Below are 21,908 nucleotides of genomic sequence, written 5' to 3'. Positions count from 1 at the left end.
CCTACGCCGACGACGGTCGGGAGGCGGTCCTCTCCGACGGGCCGATCCGGCGTTCGAGGTGGATCTCGGTGAAGACCGCGACCTTGGCGCGCAGGGCCCAGGGGTCGAAGGGCTTGCTGATGTAGTCGACCGCGCCCGCCGCGTACCCGCGGGCGGTGTGCTCGGGGTCGACGCCCATCGCGGTGAGGAAGATGATCGGCACGTCCCGGTTGCGGGGCCGGCGCTTGATGTGGGCGGCGGTCTCGTAGCCGTCCATCTCCGGCATCTGCACGTCCATGATGATGACGGCGAAGTCGTCGTGGAGGAGCAGCGCCTTGAGGGCGTCGCGGCCGGAGGAGACGGTGACGAGCTCCTGGTCCAGCGTCTCCAGGACGGCGGCCATGGCCAGCAGGTTGTCGGGCTGGTCGTCCACGACGAGCACCTTGGGCATGCGCAGCGGCGGCGCCGCCGGCAGGGCGACCGGATGCTCCACGGCGGCGAGTTGCCGCTCCAGCAGGTCGCAGCGCGCCTCGGCGGCGTCCCGCTGCTCGTGTGCGGCCTGGAGCTCGTCGCCCAGCCGCGTCACCTCCTGCCGCAGCACGTCGCGCTCCCCCCGCAGTTCCGACACGTCGGGGTGGGCCGCCGCCAGCTGGCCGGCGCGCTCACGCTCGGCGGTGAGGGCCGCCTCCATCTGGCTGAGGCGCACTTCCAGGTTGGCGATGCGGTTCTGGCGCTCCAGGAGTGCGTCGCCCAGGATGTCGCCGCGGACGCTGGAACGGCGTGAGACGTGGTCGGCGTCGGCCAGCTGCTGTTCGATGATCTCCACCGCGTGCTTGGGGGAGGAGCTGGAGTCGAAGGCCGAGCCGTGGAGGCCGCGGATGAACTCGATGGCCTCCGGGGTGACGGTCGTGCCGCGGTGCTCGGCGAGGTCCGTCATGATGCCCATGATCACCTCCCAGGGAGGCAGCCGCGTTCCGTTGAGGTACCGGGAGAACGTGCCAGGGTCGCGGCGGTGCCTGGCCGCGTATCGGCGTACGGACACGTCCAGGCCCTCGAACAGCTCCCGCAGCGCCTGGGCGAGCGCCCGCGACTCCTGCGTCAGGTCCTCTCCGAGAGGGCGCAGCTCACCCACGGCGCCGAACCTCCCCGCGGGCGTCCCCGGCGGCCTCGGGGGCGATCAGGCGGTCGAAGAACGGAACCGACAGCCCGACGACGGCGAGCCCGGCGAGCACACCGCGCGCGACGCCTTCCCCCGCGATCCAGCACAGGCACCCCGCCGTCATGCCGCTGATCACCGCCATGAGGAACACCAGGGCCGATCTCAGCGGCAGTAAGGGCCGTTCCACGGCCTCCCCCTCTCCATCCGTCCCACGCCCGCAGGGCCGGGAGACATCCCCGCCCGGCAGGCCGCCAGGGGGGTGAGACACAGCATGAGGTGTGACGCGGCCGTTGCGTTACGTGATCGCGGCAGTGGCAACGGAACCGCCGGGCGGCGGCGAACCGGCGCATGGCCGTACACCCAGGTCAGCGGCGCCCGGCGGCACCGTGTTGCCAGTTGTGCTCGTGCAACGTTGGCAGACTCCACGGCAACACCAGGAGCCCGCCGACGGGCCGTACACCTCCGGAGCGGACCCGCCGGGGTGCCTTTTGCGCCGTTCTCCGTGATCGGCGCTCCTCCCGGCAGGTTGCGCGGCATGATCATGGGAGGTGCCGAGGGCGGGCCACCGGACGGTGGCCGGGCGGGGGAGTGTACGAGTGAGCGTGAGCGGTCTCCGGTTCAATCCACCGCCGAACTGGCTGTTGCCCGAGGGCTGGGTCCCCCCGGAGGACTGGCGGCCCGATCCGTCGTGGCCTCCGCCTCCGCCGGGCTGGCAGTTGTGGCTGGCCGACCCTCCCGAAGCCGCCCCGAGGACCGGTGCCGTCCCCCACCAGTACGCGCCCGCGCCCGAGGCTCCCGCCGGCCGGAAGCGGGGCTGGTTCGGCCGCCGGCGGCACGACGGGACGAGCGAGCTCGAAGAGCTGAGGGCCTGGATCGCCCAGGCACACGGCGCGGACGCCGCCCAGGTCGCCGGACTGGTGTACCGCACGCGCCAGGAAGCGGCCGCGCTGCTGACACAGGCCGGGGAACAGGCCGAGGCGATCGTCGAGGAAGCCCGCCGGTCCGTCAGGGACACCAGGAGCGAGGCCAAGCAGGTCGCCAAGGACACGGAGAAGACCCGCAAGGAGGCGGAACGGCACCGCCGTGAGATCTATCAGGCCGAAAGCCGTCTGACCGAGCTGCGCGCGCAGCTCGTCACCACCGACGAGACCGTTCTGCTGCAGCAGGCCGGCATCTATGCCTACCACCACCAACTCCACGACGCGGTCGCCTACCGCACGCGCCTGGACTCCCTCAAGGCCGAGATCAAGGATCTCGCGCGCAACAACCAGGCGGTCCTCGCCGCCACCGACTGGACCGTCAACGGCTCCGCCCGCGAGGGCCGCAAGATGATCCGCGACTTCTCCAAGCTGATGCTCCGCGCCTACAACGCGGAAGCCGACTACGCGGTGCGCACCATGCGCCCCCACCGCCTCACCTCACTGGTCGACCGCCTCTACAAGAGCCGGGAGACCATCGCCAAGCTCGGCGCGACCATGCACATCCGCATCTCCGACGCCTACCACGACGCCCGCGTCCGCGAACTGCGGCTGACCGCGGACTTCCTGCAGAAGAAGGACGAGGAGAAGGAAGCCCAGCGCGAGGCCAGGGCCCGCGAACGCGAGGAGGCGGCAGCCCAGCGCGAACTCGACCGCGAACGGGAGAAACTGAACAAGGAGGTCAACCACTACGAGGCCGCCCTCGAACGCCTCCGCTCCCAGGGCGACCACGACGCCGTACGCGATATGGAGGCGAGACTCGCCGAGCTCCAGCAGGCACTCCAGGACGTCGACGCACGGGCGGCGAACGTCCGCACCGGTTACGTCTACGTCGTCTCCAACATCGGCGCCTTCGGCGACAGCATCGTCAAGATCGGCATGACCCGCCGCCTCGAACCCCTCGACCGCGTCTACGAACTCAGCGGCGCCGCCGTCCCCTTCCGCTTCGACGTCCACGCCCTGATCTTCAGCAAGGACGCCGTCGGCCTGGAAACCCGCCTCCACCAGGAGTTCGCCGACCGCCGCGTCAACCGCGTCAACAGCAGGAAGGAGTTCTTCCACGTCACCCCCGCCGAGGTACGCACCGCACTGGAACGCTTCGGGGGAGAGCACCTGGTGGAGTTCAGCGAGACCCCGCAGGCGCTCGAATGGCGCGCGAGCAGCAGGGGCTGACGGATCGAGCAGGGGCGCTGCCACCCGGCCCAGCCGCTCGGCCGGTCGTCCGTGCCACCGCGCGGCCCGGCGCACGGAGCTGTGCCGGTCCCCGTACGCTCCGACCGGTCACAGACCCGGGACGTCCCTGATCTTCCTGACGACGGACTCGACGCTCTTCAGCACGCCGTTGTGCCGCTTCGCACGGGCCGCCCGGTCCGCCGGCACCAGCCGGGCGGCGGCCTCGACGGCGTAGGCGTCCGGGTCACCGAAGCGGTTCTGCGGATGCTCCCCGGTCTCCGCGCAGTGCGCCGTGACCTCCTTGACCGCCTGGAGCACGACCGCCCGGTCCACACCGGGCTGCATGGCCAGCCCCACCTGGAAACGGGCCATCCACCGCTCGGAATCCTTCTCTCCCGTCGGGTCCGTCGTCCTGTCCCTGCGCGCCACGTGCTCTCCCTGATGATCGGCCGGTTGCCCGTCATGGAGTCAGACGCAGCGGCGCCCGAACGGGTTGGTTCCCGGAGCGGGGCCGATCTGCTCGCGCGCCCGCCGCACCGGCCGCGGACCCCAGTACGTCGCGTACGAGGGTCCGCGGCCGGCGCGCCGGGAGCACGCGCCCGCTGCCGTGCGGCCGTCCTCGGGCCACGGACGGGAAGGGCCTGGCCCGGGCCCGGCAGCGGTCAGCTCGGCAGGCCGCCGTTGATCTCGACGACCTGGCCGGTGATGTAGGCGGCGCGGTCCGAGACCAGGAAGGAGACCAGGTCGGCGACCTCCCCCGGCGTGCCGGCCCGGGCGAGCGGAATGCTCTTGAGGTGCCGTTCGGCCACGTCGGCGGGGAGGGAGGCCGTCATGTCGGTGGAGATCAGACCGGGTGCGACCACATTGGCGCGGATGCCGTAGCGGCCGCATTCCCGGGCCAGGGAGCGGGTGAAGCCGATGATCCCGGCCTTGGACGCCGCATAGTTGGTCTGGCCCGCGCTGCCGTGCACACCGGCGATGGAGGAGAGCGTGACGACGGCTCCACGCCGACGGCGCATCAGCGGGTACACGGCGGCCCGGCAGACGTTGTACGTGCCGTCGAGATTGGTGTCCATGACCGAACGCCACTCGTCCTCGGCCATCAGGGCGAGCGGACGGTCCCGCGTGATCCCGGCCGAGGTGACGACGGCCGTCAGCGGCCCGAGTTCCTCCTCGGCCGCGGAGACGAACCCCCTCACCTGCTCGGCGTCGGACACATCGACGGGCCGGTGCAGGACCCGGGCCCCGGCCTTCTCCGCGATCAGGGCCGCCTCCGCGGCGGCCTCCGCGTCGGAGCGGTAGCAGAAGGCGATGTCGTACCCGTCCTCGGCGAGCCGGGCGACGACGGCCCGCCCGATGCCGCGCGAGCCGCCGGTGACCAGGGCCACCGGGCGCGCCGAGGCCTCCCCGCCCGTGGTGCCGGTGCCGCTCACGTGGCGGACGCGCCGTTCAGCTCGGCCTCGATCAGCTCCCGTACCAGCCGGAAGCTGCCGATCTCGGCCAGCCGCGACTCGTCGATCTTCACGCCGTAGCGCTCCTCGACCCGGACGGCGATCTCCAGCGAGATCAGCGAGTCCACCTCCAGATCCTCCTTGAACCGGGCGTCGTCGGTGACCTCGTCCAGGGGCAGTTCCAGCGCCTCGGCGACGACGGTGCGCAGCTCCTCGGCGTCGAACGCCTGGTCGGTGCGGGCGGTCATGGGGCACTCCTCTTCTTCGGGGGCGGATTCTCAGGGGGTGTGATCGGGGCCGGTCAGGAACACCGCGGCGACGCCGTCGCCCTCGGGCCCGCCGCAGGTGGCCAGGACGGTGTGCCCGCCGTGCGCGTCGAGGTGGGCGACGGCGGCGGCCGCCTGGAGCACACCGAGCGCGCCGGAGGTGGCGCCGAGCCCGGCGGCGGGGTCCAGGACGGATTCCGCGGGCGGCCCGGCCGGGTCGTCCGCCGCCTCGGTCAGCCACAGGTCGGGGGCCAGCCCCCCGGCGCGGGCGACCGCACGGGCGAGGTCCGCCTCCCGGGCGCAGCCCGCCACCGTGGCGCGGATCCCGGCGCCGCGCCCGGCGGCGCGGTCGGCCGACTCCAGGACGAGGGCGGCGGCGCCGTCCAGGGCCGGGGTGCCGAGCAGCTTGGTCACGATCTCACCGGCCGGCTCCACGCCGATCACGACGGCGGTGTCGGCCCGCCCCGTGACGATCAGCGCACGGGCCCAGTAGAGGGCGTCGAGGCCGCTGGTGGGGCCGTTGCACAGGGTGACGTTGGGGCCGCGCAGACCGTGGGCCATGGCGACCGATCCGGCGATGACGTTGCTGGAGGTCTGCGGCAGCCCGAGCGGGCTGAGGCCGAGGACGGTGTCCCGGGCGATGGTGTCCGCGAAGGAGCAGACGTTCTCCAGGATGCCGACGTTGGTGCTGACCACCACGGCGGTGCTGTCACCGGGGCCCGTATAGCGGTCGCCGTCGAACAGACCGGCGTCCCGCAGGGCCGGGGCGGTGGCGCGCAGGGCGAGCCGGGAGGCGCGGTCCTTGTGCCGCAGGTCCCGCCCGACCAGACCGGTGGCGGGGTCGAAGCCGCCCTCGCGGACGGTGCCGAGGAGTTCGTCGGGCAGGGTCAGCCCGGGAACGGCGAGTCCCGCCCCGGTGACGACCGCCACGCGAGCCGGGGACGGGGCGGCGGGGTGCGCTGTGCTCATCGGGCTGCCTCCAGGATCGCGGCGGCGTTGATCCCGCCGAAGCCGAACGCGTCGACCTGGGCCAGCGTCAGCTCCGGTGCGGTGGCCGCGTGTTCCTGGACCAGCCGCAGACCTGCCGCCTCCTCGATCGGGTCGGTGAGGCCGAGCACGGGCGGCACCTGCCCCCGCTGGAGGGCGAGCACCGCCATCGTCAGGCTGAGCAGACCGGAGCCGCCGAGCGTGTGGCCGGTCATCGACTTGACCGCGGTCATGAGCGGCCCGCCCCCGGACGGGAAGATCCGCGAGAGCACCGTTGCCTCGGTGGAGTCGTTCTTCGGGGTGCCGCTGCCGTGCAGCATGACGAGGTCGATCTCCTCGGGGGCGGCCCCGGCGAGCCGGTAGGCGTCGCGCAGGACGCGGGTGATGCCCTCGGGGTCGGGGGCGGTGGAGTGCTGGGCGTCGCAGTTGACGCCGACACCGCGCAGCCGGGCGTGCACCGGGCGGCCGGGGGCGGCGGCGCGGGTCAGCACCACGGCGACGGCGCCCTCGCCCATCAGCATCCCGCGGTGGGAGCGGTCGAACGGGCGCAGCGCGTCGGGCACGTCGTTCTGGACCCGGTCCAGGGTCCCGAAGGCGCTCTCCCCGATCGCGTCGGTGCCCGCCACCACGACCGTGTCCGCCTCACCGAGTTCGATCAGATCGGTGGCCATGGCCAGCGCGTACAGACTGGCCGCGCAGGCGTTGGCGAAGGTGTAGGTGCGGGCCGCCCCGTACTCCTCCCGCAGCGCGGTGCCGAAGTGCAGGTCGGCGGGGTCGAGGGCGGCCCCGTGACGCCACCAGAGTTCGGCGCTGCGCTGCTCCTGGAGGGTGGTCCCCACCAGGACCGGCACATCGGTGAGATCGCGTGCGTGGCCCGCGTCGGCCAGGGCCTGGTCGATCGCGTCGACCAGCCAGCGGGTGGCGCGGCCCGGTTCGTCGACGCCCGGGAGGGCGCGGTCGCTGATCTCGTAGGCGTTCCGGGCGCGGTACTTCTCGTGATCGAAGACCTGCAACGGCCCGCGGCCGTCGCGGCCCGCGCAGAGCGCCTCGAAGACCTCCGACGGGGTGGTGCCGTTGCAGGCGACCGCCCCCATCCCTGTGATGTCCCACGTCATGATGCCTGTTCACGCAATCTGTAGGCGGCCACCTTGCCGGTGGCCGTGGATGGCAGTGCGTCGACGAACTCGACCCGGGCCGGGCGTTTGTAGAGGGCGAGGTCGGCGCGGACCGTTGCCCGGAGGGCGCGGCGAATCGTTTCCTCGTCGGCCCCCGCGTCCGGCACCACGAAGGCGACGGCACACTCCAGCCCGTCGGCGTCGAGACCGCCGACCACGGCGCAGTCGCGGAGACCGGGGACGGTACGGAGCACCGCCTCGATCTCCGCGGGCGGCACCTTGTAGCCGCCGAGGTTGAGGATGTCGTCGGCCCGGCACAGATGGGTCAGGGTGCCGTCGGCCGCGCGGCGGACCAGGTCGCCCGTGTAGGCGCCGCCGTCGGTGAAGGTGGCCCGGTCGTCGTCGGGGCGGTCGAGGTAGCCGAGGGCGACGGTCGGTCCCGCGATGTGCAGGCGGCCCTCGGTGCCGTCGGGCACCGGCCTGCCGTGGTCGTCGCGGACGGTGGCGGTGGTGCCGGGCACCGCCAGCCCGGCCCGCCCGGGCATCGCCCGGTCGGGCGGGGTGGCGACGACGACGTGCATGACCTCGGTGGCACCGAGGCAGTTCATCACCGGGGCGCCGAAGACGTCCTGGATACGGTGGTTCAGGTCGGCCGGGCAGTTCTCACCGGCGGTCAGGCACAACCGCAGCGCGGCCACCGCCTCGTCCCCCGGGCGGAGCGTGTCGAGCAGCGCCGCGTAGAGGCGGGGGACGGAGCAGAGCACGGTGGGCCGGTGACGGCGCAGCGCGGCCCGGACGCTGTGCAGGTCGACGGCACCGCCGATCAGTACGGCGGTGGCCCCGGCGTCGAGCGTGCACAGGACGGAGCTGCCGAAGCCGTAGCCGAAGGACATCCGGGCGGTGGAGAGCACGATGTCGTCGGCGCCCAGGGCGAGCAGGCCGCCGAAGCCGTCCAGCATCGCGGTGATCGCTGAGGTCGCGTGCCGGACGCCCTTGGGGCGGCCGGTGCTGCCGGAGGTGTACTGGATCAGGGCGGTCTGACCGGGACGGTGCCCGGCTGAGGGCCGGGCGAGGTCGGGGCGGTTCGCCGCGTTGGGGCCGCCGGTACGGATGCCGGCGCGCACGGCGTCACCCGTGAGCAGCACCCCCGCCGCGGGCGGGACGGCGGGTTCGGTGTCGAGGTGGACGACCTCGGCCGCGCAGTCGGCGGCGACGGGAGCGAGACCGGCCTCGCCGAGCATCGGGCTGACCGGGACGGGCACACAGCCGTGCCACCACAGGCCGAGGACGGCGGCGACGGTGGCCACGGAGTCCTCGGCGACGACCAGGGCACGGGCCCCGGGGGCGACACCGTGGGCGAGCAGCGCACCGGCGTAGCCACGCGCTGCCTCGTACAGTTCCCGGTAGGAGACCGCACCGAGGCCGGGGTCGAGATAGGCGGTCCGGCCACCGTGGCCCGCCGCGAGGTGCCGGCCGACGAGTCTGTCCATCAGGTCGATCCCGGCGCCCCGGTCGATCCCGGCGGAGACGGGTGCCCCGGCCGGCCGGCCGGCCGATGCGGAGGCACCGGTTCCCGCGTACGGAGCCGCGGGGCGCCCGGCCGGACGCGGTGAGCGCGGCGCGGGCCGTGGGGAGGACAGCGGGGACGGCCCGGCAGGAGCCGCGACGGTCGGGGACGGCGCGGTCCGGACCCCGGCGGAACGCGCGGCCTCCGGAACTGCGACCCGCGCCTCGGGAACCGTGCCCCCGGCCTCGGGAACCGTGCCCCCGGCACCCGCCGCGGGCGGAAGCCGGGATTCCAGCAGGACGGCGGCGGCGCGAGCACTGTCGATCCCGCTCGCCTCCTCGTCGCTCAGCGCAACACCGAAGGCCCACTCGACCCGGGCCGCGAACTCCACCTTCTCCAGCGAATCCATCTTCAGGTCGTGCTGGAAGGAAGCTCCGGCCGTCACCTCCACGAGGTCCAGTTCGAGGACGGATGCCACGATGTGGCGCAGCCGCTCCACGGCATCGGATATCCGTTCAGACGACACGCGACGCGCTCCTTGTCGGGCTGCACGAGGTCCGGCAGCCGCGGCTTGCGGTCGGCTCCGGTGGAATTCGGCAGGAACGTAGCCGGGCGTGCCTCGGCCCGTCAGCGACCCCGCGCTGAGTTCGTCAAGTCCGATCCAGCCGCGTACAGACACCTTTCGGCCCTTCCCCAGGCCCATCGGGGTCCCGCAGCTCGGTAGATACGGCATTTCCGGCGCCACACCCCTGCGGCAGCGCCGACCTGACGCACTTTCGGCGGGCGTTGGCCATGGCGGAGAAGCCGCTTGTACCTTCTGCACGCGCTGCCGCCGCGGACCGCCCCCCCGCAGGTCCGTCGCGGCGGCCGGCACGCGTTGCGCGGAGGGGAGCGCAGCCGACACCGGAAAGCCCGCCCGACCGAGACCAGGGGAATCGATGCCGCTCACGTCCACACCGCTGCTGTCCCCCGAAGCACGTCTCCGGCTCGCGGAGCTCCCCGGTCTCGGAGGCGGCAACGCCTGGCGGATCGCCGCGGAGACCAACCCCGCGGCCGACCTGCCGGTCCTGCTCGCCGACCGGCCGCTCGCGGGACCGGACGGCACCCTCCGACGGGAGTTCAGCCTGCGCGAACTGGACGCCCTGGCGGACGCCTGGTCGGCCTGGTACCTGGACCGGGGAGTGGGGCCGCGCGACCGGGTGTCGGTCTACCTCGAGGACACCTTCGCCTACCAGGTGCACCTGACCGCGCTCGCCCGCATCGGTGCCATCGGAGTCCTGATCAACGGGCGGATGCGGCCCGAACTCGCCCTCGGGCTGGTCCGGCGCACCGGATCGGCGGGACTGTTCACCGACGGGGAACGGCTCGCCCTGCTCGCCGGCGGGGAGCGCGAGCTTCCGGAGCTGCGCTGGACCGCCCTGGACGAGGAGGTGGGCACCCTCGGCGTCCGCGCCCCGAAACCCTCCCAGCTGTTCCGGCACGGCGACGACGACCCCGTCGTCATCTGCCACTCCTCCGGCACCACCGGCAACCCCAAACCGGTCGTCTGGGCACACCGGCAGAGCGTCGCCGGCGCCCGCTTCCGGCTGGTCAACCACCCGGAGCAGGAAGGCACCCTCGTACTCGCCGGAGCCCCGCAGTCGCACTCCAGCGCCATCGCGTTCACCTTCTACTCGCTGCTGGCCGGGGTGCCCACCATCGGCTGGTCCGACCCGACCGGACCGGGCATCGCACGCGGCTGCGCCACCCACCGGCCGAACGTCGTGCTCGCCTTCAACGAGGCGCTCTCGCACCTCGCCACGCACGACCCGGAGCCGGCCGACTTCGACTCCGTCGCGGTGTGGGTGAACCTCGGTGACTGCGGCCACGACGCGCACATGCGCCGGCTGATGCGGCTCGGGCACACCACCGCGCCCGACGGCACCCGCACCCCGGGCTCGATCATCGACGACGGTCTCGGCTCCTCGGAGCTGGGCTGGGCGGCGCTGCGCCGCGTCCTCACCGCCGACACCCCGTCCCGGGCCCGGCACCTGGGCACCCAGGTGCCGATCGGCGAAGTCGCGGTCCTGCGCGAGGACGGCACCGAGGCGGCGGCCGACGAGGTGGGCCTGCTCGGAGTCCGCAGCGAGGCGCTCGCCCACGGCTACTGGAACGACTCCGACACCACGTACCGCACCATGCTCGCGGGCTACTGGCTCTCCGGCGACCTGGTGCGCCGCTCGGCCGACGGCGAGTTCTTCCACGTGGACCGGGCGGTCGACCGAATCCGGACCGAGACGGGCGACGGCTACTCGGCGCTCATGGAGGAGGAACTCCTGCTCGCCGTCGAGGAACTGGCGGACTGCTCCGTCGTCGCGGCCCAGGACCGCGGCCGGACCGTCCCGGCGGCGATCGTGACACTGCGCCGGGAGACCACGGCCGAAGACCTGCTGCATCGGGCCAACGCCGCCCTGGACCGGGCCGGTCAGCCGCGACTGGCCCTGCTGGAGATAGCGCCCACCCCAGAAGCGATTCCGCTCGGCCCGACCGGCAAGGTACTGAAGCGCCGGCTCCGGGAGAAATACGCCGCGCTGGAGGAGTACCGCCCCGCCGACCCGAAGGCGGTGGCCGTCACGACAACGGCGGGCCACGGCTCCACGGAGGCCCTGGCATGACCACCTTCGCCGCTCCGCCCGCCCCCGAAGCAGGCCCGGAGGCAGCCGCCGCCTGGGTGAACGAGGCAGGTTCCGGCACCCTGGCCGGCCGGATGGGCCTGACCTTCCTGGAGGCGGCCCCCCGGCGGGTGGTGGCGACCATGCCGGTCACCGGCAACACCCAGCTGCAGCGGATGCTGCACGGTGGTGCCTCCGCCGTCCTGGCCGAGTCGCTGGGCTCGCTGGGCGCGGCGCTGCACGCGGGGGAGGGCCGTATCGCCGTCGGGGTGGACATCAACGCCACCCACCACCTGCCGGTCCGCTCGGGCACCGTCACCGGAGTCGCGACAGCCCTGCACCTGGGCGGGAGCACCGCCAGCTACGAGGTCGTGATCACCGACGAGGCGGGCCGCCGGGTCTGCACCGCACGGATCACGTGTGCGATCCACGGGAGGCGGAAGCGCGGCTGACCGGAGGCCCCGGCCGAAGACGCCCGGCCCCACCCCACTCCCGTACGGGAACGCCACGCACCCCGCGCACATCGCGAGAACGCCGCGCACCCCCCACCCAAGCCCCCTCTCTCTTTCCGCCCCGAGCCACGCAGTGCCCCTTCTTCCCCGTCCGTCACAGCCGCCGGGCCGCACCGGCCCCGAGGAGTGCCATGACCACGCTTCACGAACCGAACGAGCCGGACACGGCCGCTCCTCCCCTCCTGCGGCGCACCGGGCCGGTGCTGCTCGTCCTGCTGTCGGCGATGTTCTTCGCCCAGTTCGACTTCTTCGTGGTGAACGTGGCGGCTCCCTCGCTGGAGAGCAGCATCAACGCCGACGCGGCCGCGCTGGAACTCATCGTCGGGGGCTACGCGTTCGCGTACGCGGGAGGGATGATCACCGCCGGCCGGCTGGGTGACCGCTACGGGCACCGCCTGCTGTTCATCATCGGCACACTCGCCTTCGGGTTCACCTCGCTGCTGTGCGGACTGGCCGTCACCCCCGGGCAGCTGATCGCCGCCCGTCTGGCCCAGGGACTCGCCGGGGCGGTCATGGTGCCGCCCGTGCTGGCCGTCATCACCGCCTACTTCCCCAACGAGAAGAAGGGGAAGGCGATGGCCTGGTACGGCGCCGCCGCCGGTCTGGGGTCCATCGCGGGCCAGGTTCTCGGCGGTGCGCTGATCTCGGCCGACTTCGCCGGACTCGGCTGGCGCACCATTTTCCTGATCAACGTGCCGTTCTGCCTGGTCATCGCCTTCGCCGCCCTTCGGGTGCTCCCCGCGCACGTCAGCCGGATCCGGGCGGGTCTCGACCCGGTCGGCGCGGTCGGCGTCTCGTTCGCGCTCGCCCTGCTGCTGGTTCCGCTGACCATGGGTCACGTCTCCGGCTGGCCGGCCTGGACCTGGGTCAGCATGGCCCTGGCCGTTCCCGTCATGATGGCGACGCTGTGGTGGGAGCGGGCCCTGGAGGCCCGCGGCGGCAATCCGGTGCTCGTGCTGTCCCTGTTCCGCAGCGATTCCTTCCGCGGCGGGGTGATCGCGGGCGCCGCGTTCATGCTCTACTTCGGCAGTTTCATGTTCACCCTGACGCTGCTCCTGCAGTCCGGGCTGAACCTGGACCCGTTCGAGGCCGGACTGATGTTCTCGCCGATGGGTGTGCTGTTCACCGCCACCTCGATGATCGGCGGCCGGCTGACGGCACGCTGGGGCATGAACGCCCTGGTGGTCGCCGGAGGGGTGACCGCGCTCGGACTGGCGCTGCTGGCCGTGCCGCTGGCCGTGTCGGACTCCGCGGTCGGCCTGCCCTGGGTGGTCTTCTGCCTCTGCCTGATCGGCGCGGGCAACGGTGTCGTGCTGCCCGCACTGTTCGGCGCCGCGCTCATCAACGTCCCCCCGCAGGACGCCGGGACGGCCTCCGGCATCCTCACCACCACCCAGCAGTTCGCCAGCGCGGCCGGAGTCGCGGCGATCGGCGCGCTGTTCTTCACGGTGGCGGGCAACCGGCCCACCACGGCCGACTGGTCCCTCGCGATGGCCTGGGCGACCGCCGCGAGCTTCCTGCTCGTCCTCGTCGTGATGTGGACGACCTGGACGTTCAAGCGCTTCAGCCCACCCCCGGCCAAGCGGTCCGCCGCGAAGGCCTGACCCCCGTCCCACCACGTCGAGAGAGGCCACATCAACATGTGCGGAACAGCAGGATGGGTCTCCTTCGACCCGGAAGCCCCTGTCACGGCCCCGGTGGCCGACGCGATGACCGCGACCATGGCGTGCCGGGGGCCGGACGCGCACGGCCTCTGGCTCGGCGGGCCCGTCGCCCTCGGCCACCGCCGGCTCTCCGTCATCGACCCGGCGGGCGGCAGCCAGCCCATGGTGTTCGAGGAGAACGGCACGCCGGTCGTCGCCGTCAGCTACACCGGTGAGGTCTTCAACTACCGCGAGCTGCGGAGGCAGTTGCAGGTCCGCGGACACGGCTTCCGCACCGAGAGCGACACCGAGGTCGTCCTCCACGCCTACCTGGAGTGGGGCGAGGCCTTCACCGAGCACCTCAACGGCATGTACGCCTTCGCCCTGTGGGACGCCCGCACCGAGGAACTCCTGCTCGTCCGCGACCGGCTGGGGATCAAGCCGCTCTACTACCACCCGCTCCCCGGCGGCGTGCTGTTCGGCTCCGAGCCCAAGGCGATCCTGGCCCACCCCTCGGTACGGCCCGCGATCGACACCGAGGGCTTCGCCGAACTGCTCGGCTTCACCAAGACCCCCGGCCACGCCGTCTACAAGGGCATGTACGAGCTGCGCCCCGGCCACACCCTGCGCGTCGGGCGCGGCGGCCACACCCTGCGCCGTTACTGGGCGGTGGAGTCCCACGAGCACACCGACGACCTCGACACCACCATCGGCCGCGTCCGTGAACTGCTGGAGGACATCGTCGCCCGGCAACTGGTGGCCGACGTCCCGGTGGGATCGCTGCTCTCCGGCGGACTGGACTCCAGCATCATCACCGCCCTCGCCGCCCGCCACCGGGCCGCCGAGGGCGCCCCGCCGATCCGGTCCTTCGCCCTCGACTTCGACGGCCACGGCGACGGCTTCCGGGCCGACGACTGGCGTGGCACCCCCGACGCACCGTTCGCCGAACTGCTCGCCCGGCATGTCGGCTCCGACCACCGGACCGTCACCCTTTCCCCCGGACAGTTGCTCGGCCGGGAGGCCCGCGAGGCGATCATGCGCGCCCGCGACCTGCCCTTCGACCTCGGCGACGGCGACACCTCGCTCTACCTGCTCTTCCAGGAGGTCCGCCGGCACTGCACGGTCGCGCTGTCCGGCGAGGCGGCCGACGAGGTGTTCGGCGGCTACCGCTGGTTCAACCACCCCGACACCGTCGCCGCCGACACCTTCCCCTGGCTCGCGCCGCCGTTCGGCACCGGCATCTCCGGCCCCGGCAGCGGCCCCGGCGAGTCCCTGATCGAGCCGGCCCTCCTGACCAAGATCGATCTCCGGGGCTACCGGGCCCAGCGCTACCACGAGGCGCTCGCCGAGGTCCCCCGCCTGGCCGGGGAGTCCGCCACCGACCGGCGGATGCGCGAGATCGGATACCTCCACCTCACCCGGTTCCTGCCCTGGATGCTGGACCGCAAGGACCGGGCCAGCATGGCTGTCGGCCTGGAGGTACGTGTGCCGTTCTGCGACCACCGGCTGGTCAGTTACGTTTTCAACACCCCGTGGGCGATGAAGTCGTTCGACGGCCGGGAGAAGAGTCTCCTGCGCGCCGCCACCCGCGACCTGCTCCCCGCGGAGATCGCCGACCGGGTGAAGGCCCCGTACCCGACCAGCCGGGACCGGCGCTACCTCGAGGGCCTGCGGACCGCACTCAAGCGCGCCACCGAGGGCCCCGACGCCCCGGTACGCGAACTCCTGGACGAGTCCGCCCTCGCCGCCGCCACAGCCGACGACCCGCAGCCCGGCTACCGCACCGGGACCGAACTGGTGCTGGCCCTCGACTTCTGGCTGCGGGGCCAGAACGTCGGCCTCGGCGTCGACCTGGAGCTCTGAACCGCACCGGGAAGCGGACACACGGCCCCGAGCCCGCACCGACCCGGACGAACACGGATGACGAACTGCACCGTCAGGCCCATGGACCCCAGGCCCCAGGTCCGATCCGGGACGGCAATGCTCCTCCGACTCCCCGCGGCGGACGGTTCTGCCCATGTCGTACCGGAGTCCCGGCGTCGGCACGGGATACCGGGCGGTGATCCGGGGCCGGGCCGATGGGATCTCGGCGCTCGCGCAGAACAGGCCACACGCCCGGGTCGAATCCCGGGGCCTGACCGGTTGGTGACGACATGAGTGAGGGGCCTGTGCCACGACGGCACAGGCCCCTCACCCTCATCCGGAACTACGGGGTTGCGCGCCCCCGGCTCCCGAGGTCAGCGGACCATCCACCCGCGCTCCGCGTCGAAGTACGCCGCCTGACCCTTGATGGTGGTGATTCCGTACGGGCCACCCAGGTTCTGGTACTCACCGATGGCCCAGCCGCCCTCGATGCCCGCGTGACCGCCACCGGCATGGCCGTCCCAGCCGCTCGCGGAAGCCGGGGCCGCGGCGACGAAACCGGCCGCGGCGACAGCTGCCAGGGTGATCGCGATACGACGAATCATGAACGCTCTCCTTCGAGTTAGCGGCATATGCCTGCGAAGCCACCTTGGCCGGCCGACCCATCCGCGGCGCCCGCGGCGCGCGGAGACATCGGCGTAGAGAACCCGATTGGCTGCGATATCCCGCACGGGGAACGCCCTTGAGGCCCGACTGATCATCCCCTCACCCTCCGAGACGATGGCCGAAACGCAGAGTGCGACCGGCCACACACCGAGCACTACCGTCCGCGCAACCTTTGAGGGGGAGTACAGCGAGGACTTGGCCACAGCTTCGTACCGGCCGGTGGTGTTGTTGCTGGCGGGTTGTTGTTGTTGGGTTTAGTAGTTGAGGTCGAGGTAGTCGATGTTGTTGAGGGTGATGTCGGAGAGTCCTGCCGCTCGGTTTCCGCTGTCCTGGAAGTAGATGTTTTTGAGGCCTTCGGCGATGATCTGGCGCATTTGCTGGTCGTCGGCGCCGGTGTCGCGGGCGTCGAAGAGGCGTTGTGCGTACGACGGGGGCAGGTGGACGGTGAGGCGTCGGAAGCGTCCGTCGTCGGTGGTGCCGATGGGTGCGGTGTAGCCGAACCGGGCCCGGGTCTCCACGGTGATCCCGCCCGTGGCGGCGGCCTGTTTCCGCCGGCGTTTACGCACCATCGGCTGCCACCGCTGCCGTACGGCGGTGTCGATCCGTGCGGTGATGGCCTGGGGCGGGTGTTTGCGTTCGCCTTTGCGGTAGCGTTCCACCGACCGTTGGCTGACGCCGATCTCGGCTGCGACGGCTTTGGTCGTCTTGAGCTGTTTCATCAGGAAGTTGATGCGTGCCTGGAGGGTTTTGGGCGGCTGACGGGTGAAGCTTTCCTGGTCGGCGCGTTCGATCGCGTCGTCGATCTCTCCCATGGTCTACTCCCCTTCGTCCAGCACGGCGTCGCCGCCCTTGATGTGTCGGGCCGGGTTGTAGCCCTGTTCCATGAGGCCGACTGCCCACAGCATCGACTGGACACCTTCCAGCTTCGCCAGGCCCGGGGTGGGCCCGAGGCGGAAGGCGCCGGGCTGCGGCTTGCCCGAGGCGGCGTAGGGGAGGAAGTCGAGCGGGCTCTCACCCGGGCTCGGGTAGACGACGCAGTCGGAGAGCACGGCGAGCGGGTACAGCCCGGTCATCTTGGCCGTGTTGCTGAGCTTGCGGTGCATGTTGACCCGGGCCTTGCTGATCACGGCGGCCCGGATGTCGGGGCGCCATGTGGGCCGGGACAGGGCCGGCCACGTCTCGCCCTCTTTGTAGGACTTGCCCTGCGGGCGTTCGCGGAGCTTGCCGACCCCGCCCTTCACGGTCGCTTTGACCGCTGCGAGGACGGCTGCCAGCGCCGGGTCCTTCTCCTTGTGCTGCTCCATCGCCGCGAGGAACTCCACATCGGTGAGGTCCTTGGTGACGCCGAGATCGGCGAGGGTGTCGACGTAGGCGTTCTTGAGCCGGTCGTGCCACGGGTCGAGGTAGGCGCCGGTCTCGCGGCGCAGGTACGCCTCGACCGGGTGCACGTCGTGCCCGAGCTCCTGGGCGTAGGCGAGCGTGTGCGTCTGGTACCAGGCCGGGCCGGTGGGCCGGCTGCCGTCCGGGGTGAACGGTGAGGGCAGGCGCGGGTCCAGCTCGATGCGGCTGAGATCGGCGAGCCAGCTTCCGGGGATCTTGGGGTTGAACTTCGGGGCGTGGAAGTGGTCCGGGGCGGAGAGGCCGACAACGAGGCGGGCCGCGGCAGCGAGGAACGCGGTGTTGAGGTCCAGGCCGACTGCGAAGGGCAGGGTGCACTCCTCGTCGGAGAGCGTGTCCACGTCCCGCACCCACTGGTAGGCCTCTTCGTTCAGGAAGCCGCCCTTCCAGCCCGCGTTCACCACGACGGGGTGTTCCGGCGTGGCCTCCGGAGGCGCCGGGTCCATCGGCTCCGTCCCGAGCGAGCCCGTGTTGTAGCCGGACACCCAGTTCCCGGTCTCCTCGTCCCGTACGGCCTTCGTCGGCGGGCGCAGCGCCGTCATCAGCTCCAGCCCGGACACGGCGGTGGACCCGCGCGGCGTGATGACCCGCATCGCGTACACCCCCAGAACGCGAGCGATATCGGCCGGCTCCATCTCGCTGACACCGGGCCAGGACCGCTCATCGAGCGCGTCCCACGACAGGACCGCCAGTTGTACGCACTGCCGCTCGCGGCCCTGCGCCTTGCGGTAGATCCGCGCCCACGGGCCAAAGCCCCGCTGGGTGAGCTGCCACTTCGCCTTGGCGACCTGTTTGACGACGGGGTGGTCCTGCGCCAGGCGCAGGGAGCGGCGCTGCTCGTGGCCCTCCAGGCGCTCGGGCAGCCCGAGCTTCACGGCGGCGGCCGCGGTGAGCACGATCAGCGGGTCGGAGTCCTTGCCGTACCGGTTCAGCTTCGCGGCACCGAGGCCGGACTCCTTGAGGGTCCACTCCACCAGCTCCGGGACGTTGGTGGCCGGGCAGTCCAGCACGATCCCGTCCACGCCGTACGCGCAGCCGTCACCGTCCAGCACGGCGAGGGGCCCGTGGGGGAAACGCGGGTCGGCAGCGGGCCCGGCAGCCTTCTTCGCCGCCGAACGCCGCGACGTCACCGAATCCGCGGGATGTTCGGGCGCCGCCAAGGCGGCCGGGACCTTAACCGGCGAGGCCACCTTTGCCCGCTCCGGGGCGGCCGAGCCGGTGAACGCTTTCCGCTCCTCCGGCTGCGGCGCGACGACCGGCGCGGCCGCTGCGGCCGAGGAAGTGTGCGCGGGGTACTTCGCTGCCCACCCCTTCAGGAGCCGCTGGTAAGCCTCCAGACGCGGCGACTTCGGTTCTGAGCGGCCGTTCTCGTAGTTCTTCACCGTCTGCGTCGATGTCTTCAGCGCGACCGCGAGGCGGGCCTGCGTGATGCCGGCGGCCTCACGCAACCGTGCACGCTCCGCCGGAGGCGGAAGCTGCGGCTCCTCCTCCAACAGCGCGTCCACGCTCGCGAACAGCTCTTCCTCAGACGCCATCCCCTGCACCTCACGTCAGGAATCGATACCGCTTAACCAAAAAATTACCCTACTCTTTAACCCTGTCGCGCCCATTCCAGCCCGAGCGTGGCGAGTGCCTGGAGTTTGTCGGGGGTGAGCTTCGCGCGGCGTCCCTTCTGATTCATGATCCAGACTCCGAGCTTGACGGGGTACTCCTGGCCACCGACCTTGACCCCCTCTACATGGGCCCTGGGCACCTTCACAGACCCTTCGCGGCCCTTGTACTGCTCCAGGGCGGCCACGCCCTTCTCGAAGGCCCCCAAGGGTGGCGCGGACGGCTTCGGGAGTTCCGAGTCCGGCGGCGTGATGCCGAGCCGCTCCAGGCGTTCGCGCTGTCCGCCCGTCAGGGCCTGCCAGACCTCCGGTCTCCGCTGCCGGGCCAGCCACTTGCCGATGTCCATGCCGTGGACGGTGAAGCCGGGCACGACCTCCACCGCACCGGCCTGGCCTCCTTCGCCGGCCACCAACTCGCGCAGAGCGGCGTAGCGCCGCTGCCACTCAGCCGACCACGAGGGGTTCCAGTCCGCGTCCACGGCCTCCAGCGCCGCCCCCCACTCCGGGTGGCCGTCCAGCGCACCGGGACGCCGCAAATTGCTCAACCACTGTCCTACCGGCCTGGACAGGGCCACCGCGGACCGCGGAGCACAGAGGGTCCAGTACTGGCCGTAGTACGCCTTCGCGGCCTCCAGGTTCTCCTGGAACCGCTCATCGGCCGGCGACCAGACCATGCCGAGTTGTTCGAGCCGACGGGCGCGTTGGCCGGTCATCTGCCCGGCCGCGTAGGCCCGTCGCTGCTCAGCGACCCACTGCCCAAGGGGTGTCGCACCCTCCCGGTGCCCGTACGGCACCCGTGCGTTCCCGACCCGCTCGACGTACGCCTTCAGTTTCGCCCAGCCGCGAGCCCAGTCCTGGCGTTCGGTGTCGATCACGTTGAAGGAGACCCAGTCAGCGACCATCACGGGATCCCTGGGGGCGGCGAAACGGAGCAGCAAGCGGGATTCTTCTTCGCCGTCTGCCGGCGCGACACCGATGTTCACAGACGGTTGCGCAACGTCCTTCTGCGGCTCCTGGGGGATGGCAAGCAGTTCCACGGCCTCTTCATCGTGGGCCCGCAGGCCCTCCAGGACTTTCACCAGGGGCCGGTAGGACCCAGAGGTAAACATGTCCTCGGGCTGCTCTCCGAGCTGGAGGAAGACAGGCACGATCAAAGAGGCGAGCTTGCCCTGTCCCGGCTTCTGGCGGAGTGCCCGGCCGATGGCCTGGACGATGTCGTGCGGCGCGCCCTTCGGGTCCAACAGGGCTACCGAATCCACGCTTCGAATATCGACGCCCTCGCCCAGGACCCGGCAGTTCGAGAGCACGGCCCGCTGCGCCGTGGTCCCGAACGAACCCAGGACCTCTCGCCGACGTTCGGCGACGTGCTCGCCGCAGAGCCAGTCCGCCCAGATGCGCTTCGGATAGGTCTCGGGCTGGTCGGCGTGCAGCTTGGCCGCGACGCGCTCTAGGCCCTCCGCGTAGGCCTGTGCCTCGATGGTCCGCTGGTGGAAAGTGATGCAGGTCAGGAGGTTGTGCTGCGCCATCGTGTGCAGCAACGCGGCCTGGAGGGCTCCAAGGCGCTGCCCGCGGACCTCTTCGGTGTGCCGCTCCTCGCCCATCAGCCGTTCCGGGGTGACGACGGGGTCCTGGAGCTCGAGGACGATGATCTGGTACCGCGCCAACAGGCCCCGGGAGACGGCAGATGCGAGCGAGAGCTTGTAGAGGACGGGCCCGAAGACCTTCTCGTCATCCATGCTCGCCGCCATCTCCCGCGGCAGCGGGTCCCGCACCCCCTCGGCAACCTCGCGGTTCAGCCGCTCCTCCCAGATCCGCGGCGTCGCCGTCAAGTACAGCCGCCGGTACGCCGGGATGACGCTCTGATCATGGATGTCCGCCCACGCCTTACCCATCGACCCACTTGTCCGGTGGGCCTCATCAACTACCGCGAGGTCTACCGGGTCCAACTTCTGGCCGCAAACGCCCTCGAACGCCTCTGCCAGGACACCCAGAGACGCATAGGTGGCGTAGATGGTCACGGGCTCGGAGCCGTGCCACAGCGCCAACTGGATGGGGTTCGTCGTGGAGCGCACCTTCAACGACCACAGCTCCGGGTCATCCTGGAGCGAACACACGGCCACCGCCGGCCCCTTGTGGCCGGCCTCGTGCCACGCCCTCACCGTTTGCGCCAGCAGATCTAGCGTCGGCACCAGCACGAGCACACGCCCCTTGGGCACAAGCCGCCTCGCCGACGCGGCAGCCATGATGGTCTTCCCCGTGCCACACGCGGCGTGCACCTGCCCACGAAGACCATCCCAGGGAATACCACCTGGCGGAACATCCAGACCGCGCACAATGGCACCCACGGCCTCGATCTGGTGATCACGCAACTTCACGGCCATGCCCCATGTCCTCCTTTTCGCGGAATGCAGCGCGTAATAGCAAATGGAATGCAGGTGCAAGGTGCGCGGCGATAGGGGTGTAGCACCTGATCCCAGACCCTACACAGAAATGATTCGTGATGCATCACAGCGCAAAACTTCTGCGACCGAGGGTGACACCTGACTCAATCCCATCCACGAACAGCCAGGCTGTCCTATATGCCGACAGGGTGTTTGGTGAACACGTCGGGACAGTCAGACGACGGGGGAGGGGTTCAGGGTGGAGCGCAGCGGAACCCGTCGCTACCGTGAGGCTGACATCCCATCAGGCCGACGGTTTGTCACATCCATTGCGAGGATGGTGGGGAATCCCAAGCCCTACACAGACCCGCGCGTGATGCACCTACCCCTCGTTACCAGCCCCAAGAATCCCGCTTGCGGGATTCCATCAATTCGCGCTTGCGCGAATTAATACGCATTTAGAATTCCGCTTGCGGAATTCGATTCTCGCGCTTGCGCGAGAATCTGGCGGAGCGTCAGCGGAGCCATTCCCTATGAAGCGCGCCAGCGCTTCATATCCCGCTCCGCGGG

17 protein-coding genes are annotated in these 21,908 nt (G+C 71.4%); 5 read left to right on the top strand and 12 right to left on the bottom strand.

All coding sequences use genetic code 11. The annotated features are described in order from the left end of the window. Position 1 precedes the first annotated feature (1 nt). Together ACQ9ZG_RS00085 and ACQ9ZG_RS00080 are read right to left on the bottom strand one after the other, a co-directional pair. On the bottom strand, positions 2-1,111 hold the full coding sequence (locus ACQ9ZG_RS00085; RefSeq protein WP_109915906.1) for a response regulator: 1,110 nt from the start codon (positions 1,109-1,111) through the stop codon (positions 2-4). Then, complete coding sequence (locus ACQ9ZG_RS00080; RefSeq protein ID WP_109915752.1) at positions 1,104-1,325, bottom strand: hypothetical protein; 222 nt, start codon at positions 1,323-1,325, stop codon at positions 1,104-1,106. Before ACQ9ZG_RS00080 ends, ACQ9ZG_RS00085 begins: the two co-directional genes overlap by 8 nt. A gap of 415 nt (positions 1,326-1,740) precedes the next feature. Between ACQ9ZG_RS00080 and ACQ9ZG_RS00075 the strand changes: the two genes are divergently transcribed. After that, a complete protein-coding gene (locus ACQ9ZG_RS00075) occupies positions 1,741-3,288 on the top strand; it encodes an SNIPE associated domain-containing protein (RefSeq protein WP_258312208.1) in 1,548 nt (515 codons plus the stop codon). Positions 3,289-3,396: 108 nt separating this feature from the next. On the opposite strand, the gene ACQ9ZG_RS00070 is transcribed toward ACQ9ZG_RS00075, so the two are convergent. From ACQ9ZG_RS00070 to ACQ9ZG_RS00045, 6 genes are all read right to left on the bottom strand, one after another. Continuing rightward, positions 3,397-3,717 carry a hypothetical protein gene (locus ACQ9ZG_RS00070; protein ID WP_109915750.1) on the bottom strand — a complete coding sequence of 107 codons (321 nt, stop codon included), beginning with the start codon at positions 3,715-3,717 and terminating at the stop codon, positions 3,397-3,399. Between the two features lie 233 nt (positions 3,718-3,950). Further along, positions 3,951-4,721: a 3-oxoacyl-ACP reductase FabG gene (gene fabG / locus ACQ9ZG_RS00065; RefSeq protein ID WP_109915749.1), complete on the bottom strand. Its 771-nt coding sequence runs from the start codon at positions 4,719-4,721 to the stop codon at positions 3,951-3,953. Next, complete coding sequence (locus ACQ9ZG_RS00060) at positions 4,718-4,987, bottom strand: acyl carrier protein (RefSeq protein WP_018491040.1); 270 nt, start codon at positions 4,985-4,987, stop codon at positions 4,718-4,720. Before ACQ9ZG_RS00060 ends, fabG begins: the two co-directional genes overlap by 4 nt. Before the next feature lie 30 nt (positions 4,988-5,017). Beyond that, positions 5,018-5,974 carry a beta-ketoacyl synthase N-terminal-like domain-containing protein gene (locus tag ACQ9ZG_RS00055; protein ID WP_499279576.1) on the bottom strand — a complete coding sequence of 319 codons (957 nt, stop codon included), beginning with the start codon at positions 5,972-5,974 and terminating at the stop codon, positions 5,018-5,020. Then, a complete protein-coding gene (locus ACQ9ZG_RS00050; RefSeq protein WP_109917124.1) occupies positions 5,971-7,107 on the bottom strand; it encodes a beta-ketoacyl synthase N-terminal-like domain-containing protein in 1,137 nt (378 codons plus the stop codon). Before ACQ9ZG_RS00050 ends, ACQ9ZG_RS00055 begins: the two co-directional genes overlap by 4 nt. After that, a complete protein-coding gene (locus ACQ9ZG_RS00045; protein WP_499279574.1) occupies positions 7,104-9,140 on the bottom strand; it encodes an AMP-binding protein in 2,037 nt (678 codons plus the stop codon). The genes ACQ9ZG_RS00050 and ACQ9ZG_RS00045 overlap by 4 nt, the downstream gene beginning before the upstream one ends. Before the next feature lie 412 nt (positions 9,141-9,552). Between ACQ9ZG_RS00045 and ACQ9ZG_RS00040 the strand changes: the two genes are divergently transcribed. The 4 genes from ACQ9ZG_RS00040 (at position 9,553) to asnB (ending at position 15,283) form a co-directional block, all read left to right on the top strand. Beyond that, positions 9,553-11,268, top strand: a complete 1,716-nt coding sequence (locus ACQ9ZG_RS00040) for a class I adenylate-forming enzyme family protein (protein ID WP_109915363.1) — start codon at positions 9,553-9,555, stop codon at positions 11,266-11,268. Further along, positions 11,265-11,717 carry a hotdog fold thioesterase gene (locus ACQ9ZG_RS00035; protein ID WP_109915364.1) on the top strand — a complete coding sequence of 151 codons (453 nt, stop codon included), beginning with the start codon at positions 11,265-11,267 and terminating at the stop codon, positions 11,715-11,717. Before ACQ9ZG_RS00040 ends, ACQ9ZG_RS00035 begins: the two co-directional genes overlap by 4 nt. Before the next feature lie 191 nt (positions 11,718-11,908). After that, positions 11,909-13,381, top strand: coding sequence for an MFS transporter (locus ACQ9ZG_RS00030; RefSeq protein ID WP_018491034.1), 1,473 nt, complete (start codon positions 11,909-11,911; stop codon positions 13,379-13,381). A 36-nt stretch (positions 13,382-13,417) separates the two neighbouring features. After that, positions 13,418-15,283, top strand: a complete 1,866-nt coding sequence (gene asnB, locus ACQ9ZG_RS00025) for an asparagine synthase (glutamine-hydrolyzing) (protein WP_109915365.1) — start codon at positions 13,418-13,420, stop codon at positions 15,281-15,283. Between the two features lie 374 nt (positions 15,284-15,657). Here asnB and ACQ9ZG_RS00020 read toward each other — a convergent pair whose 3' ends face one another. The 4 genes from ACQ9ZG_RS00020 to ACQ9ZG_RS00005 all read right to left on the bottom strand — a co-directional run bounded on the left by ACQ9ZG_RS00020 (position 15,658) and on the right by ACQ9ZG_RS00005 (position 21,338). Further along, positions 15,658-15,888 carry a hypothetical protein gene (locus tag ACQ9ZG_RS00020; RefSeq protein ID WP_018491032.1) on the bottom strand — a complete coding sequence of 77 codons (231 nt, stop codon included), beginning with the start codon at positions 15,886-15,888 and terminating at the stop codon, positions 15,658-15,660. Positions 15,889-16,203: 315 nt separating this feature from the next. Continuing rightward, positions 16,204-16,761 (bottom strand): telomere-protecting terminal protein Tpg, encoded by a 558-nt coding sequence (gene tpg / locus ACQ9ZG_RS00015; RefSeq protein WP_109914480.1) that lies wholly within the window; start codon positions 16,759-16,761, stop codon positions 16,204-16,206. 3 nt (positions 16,762-16,764) lie between these two features. After that, entirely contained in the window at positions 16,765-18,882 is a 2,118-nt protein-coding gene (gene tap / locus ACQ9ZG_RS00010) for a telomere-associated protein Tap (protein ID WP_109914481.1), read from the bottom strand. Between the two features lie 56 nt (positions 18,883-18,938). Continuing rightward, positions 18,939-21,338: a DEAD/DEAH box helicase gene (locus ACQ9ZG_RS00005; protein ID WP_109914482.1), complete on the bottom strand. Its 2,400-nt coding sequence runs from the start codon at positions 21,336-21,338 to the stop codon at positions 18,939-18,941. Between the last annotated feature and the right edge of the window lie 570 nt (positions 21,339-21,908).

The sequence above is a fragment of the Streptomyces araujoniae genome (assembly GCF_050871195.1).
Classification (GTDB): Bacteria; Actinomycetota; Actinomycetes; order Streptomycetales; family Streptomycetaceae; genus Streptomyces; species Streptomyces bacillaris.
The sequence above is the reverse complement of the archived record's forward strand: the minus strand, read 5'-3'. Positions and strand labels throughout refer to the sequence as shown.

Bases quoted from the DNA above. Each gene is read 5' to 3' on its own strand.
- ACQ9ZG_RS00060 (WP_018491040.1), bottom strand. From the start codon at position 4,987: ATGACCGCCCGCACCGACCAGGCGTTCGACGCCGAGGAGCTGCGCACC.
- ACQ9ZG_RS00055 (WP_499279576.1), bottom strand. From the start codon at position 5,974: ATGAGCACAGCGCACCCCGCCGCCCCGTCCCCGGCTCGCGTGGCGGTC.
- ACQ9ZG_RS00050 (WP_109917124.1), bottom strand. From the start codon at position 7,107: ATGACGTGGGACATCACAGGGATGGGGGCGGTCGCCTGCAACGGCACC.
- ACQ9ZG_RS00040 (WP_109915363.1), top strand. From the start codon at position 9,553: ATGCCGCTCACGTCCACACCGCTGCTGTCCCCCGAAGCACGTCTCCGG.
- ACQ9ZG_RS00035 (WP_109915364.1), top strand. From the start codon at position 11,265: ATGACCACCTTCGCCGCTCCGCCCGCCCCCGAAGCAGGCCCGGAGGCA.
- ACQ9ZG_RS00030 (WP_018491034.1), top strand. From the start codon at position 11,909: ATGACCACGCTTCACGAACCGAACGAGCCGGACACGGCCGCTCCTCCC.
- asnB (WP_109915365.1), top strand. From the start codon at position 13,418: ATGTGCGGAACAGCAGGATGGGTCTCCTTCGACCCGGAAGCCCCTGTC.
- ACQ9ZG_RS00020 (WP_018491032.1), bottom strand. From the start codon at position 15,888: ATGATTCGTCGTATCGCGATCACCCTGGCAGCTGTCGCCGCGGCCGGT.
- tpg (WP_109914480.1), bottom strand. From the start codon at position 16,761: ATGGGAGAGATCGACGACGCGATCGAACGCGCCGACCAGGAAAGCTTC.
- tap (WP_109914481.1), bottom strand. From the start codon at position 18,882: ATGGCGTCTGAGGAAGAGCTGTTCGCGAGCGTGGACGCGCTGTTGGAG.
- ACQ9ZG_RS00005 (WP_109914482.1), bottom strand. From the start codon at position 21,338: ATGGCCGTGAAGTTGCGTGATCACCAGATCGAGGCCGTGGGTGCCATT.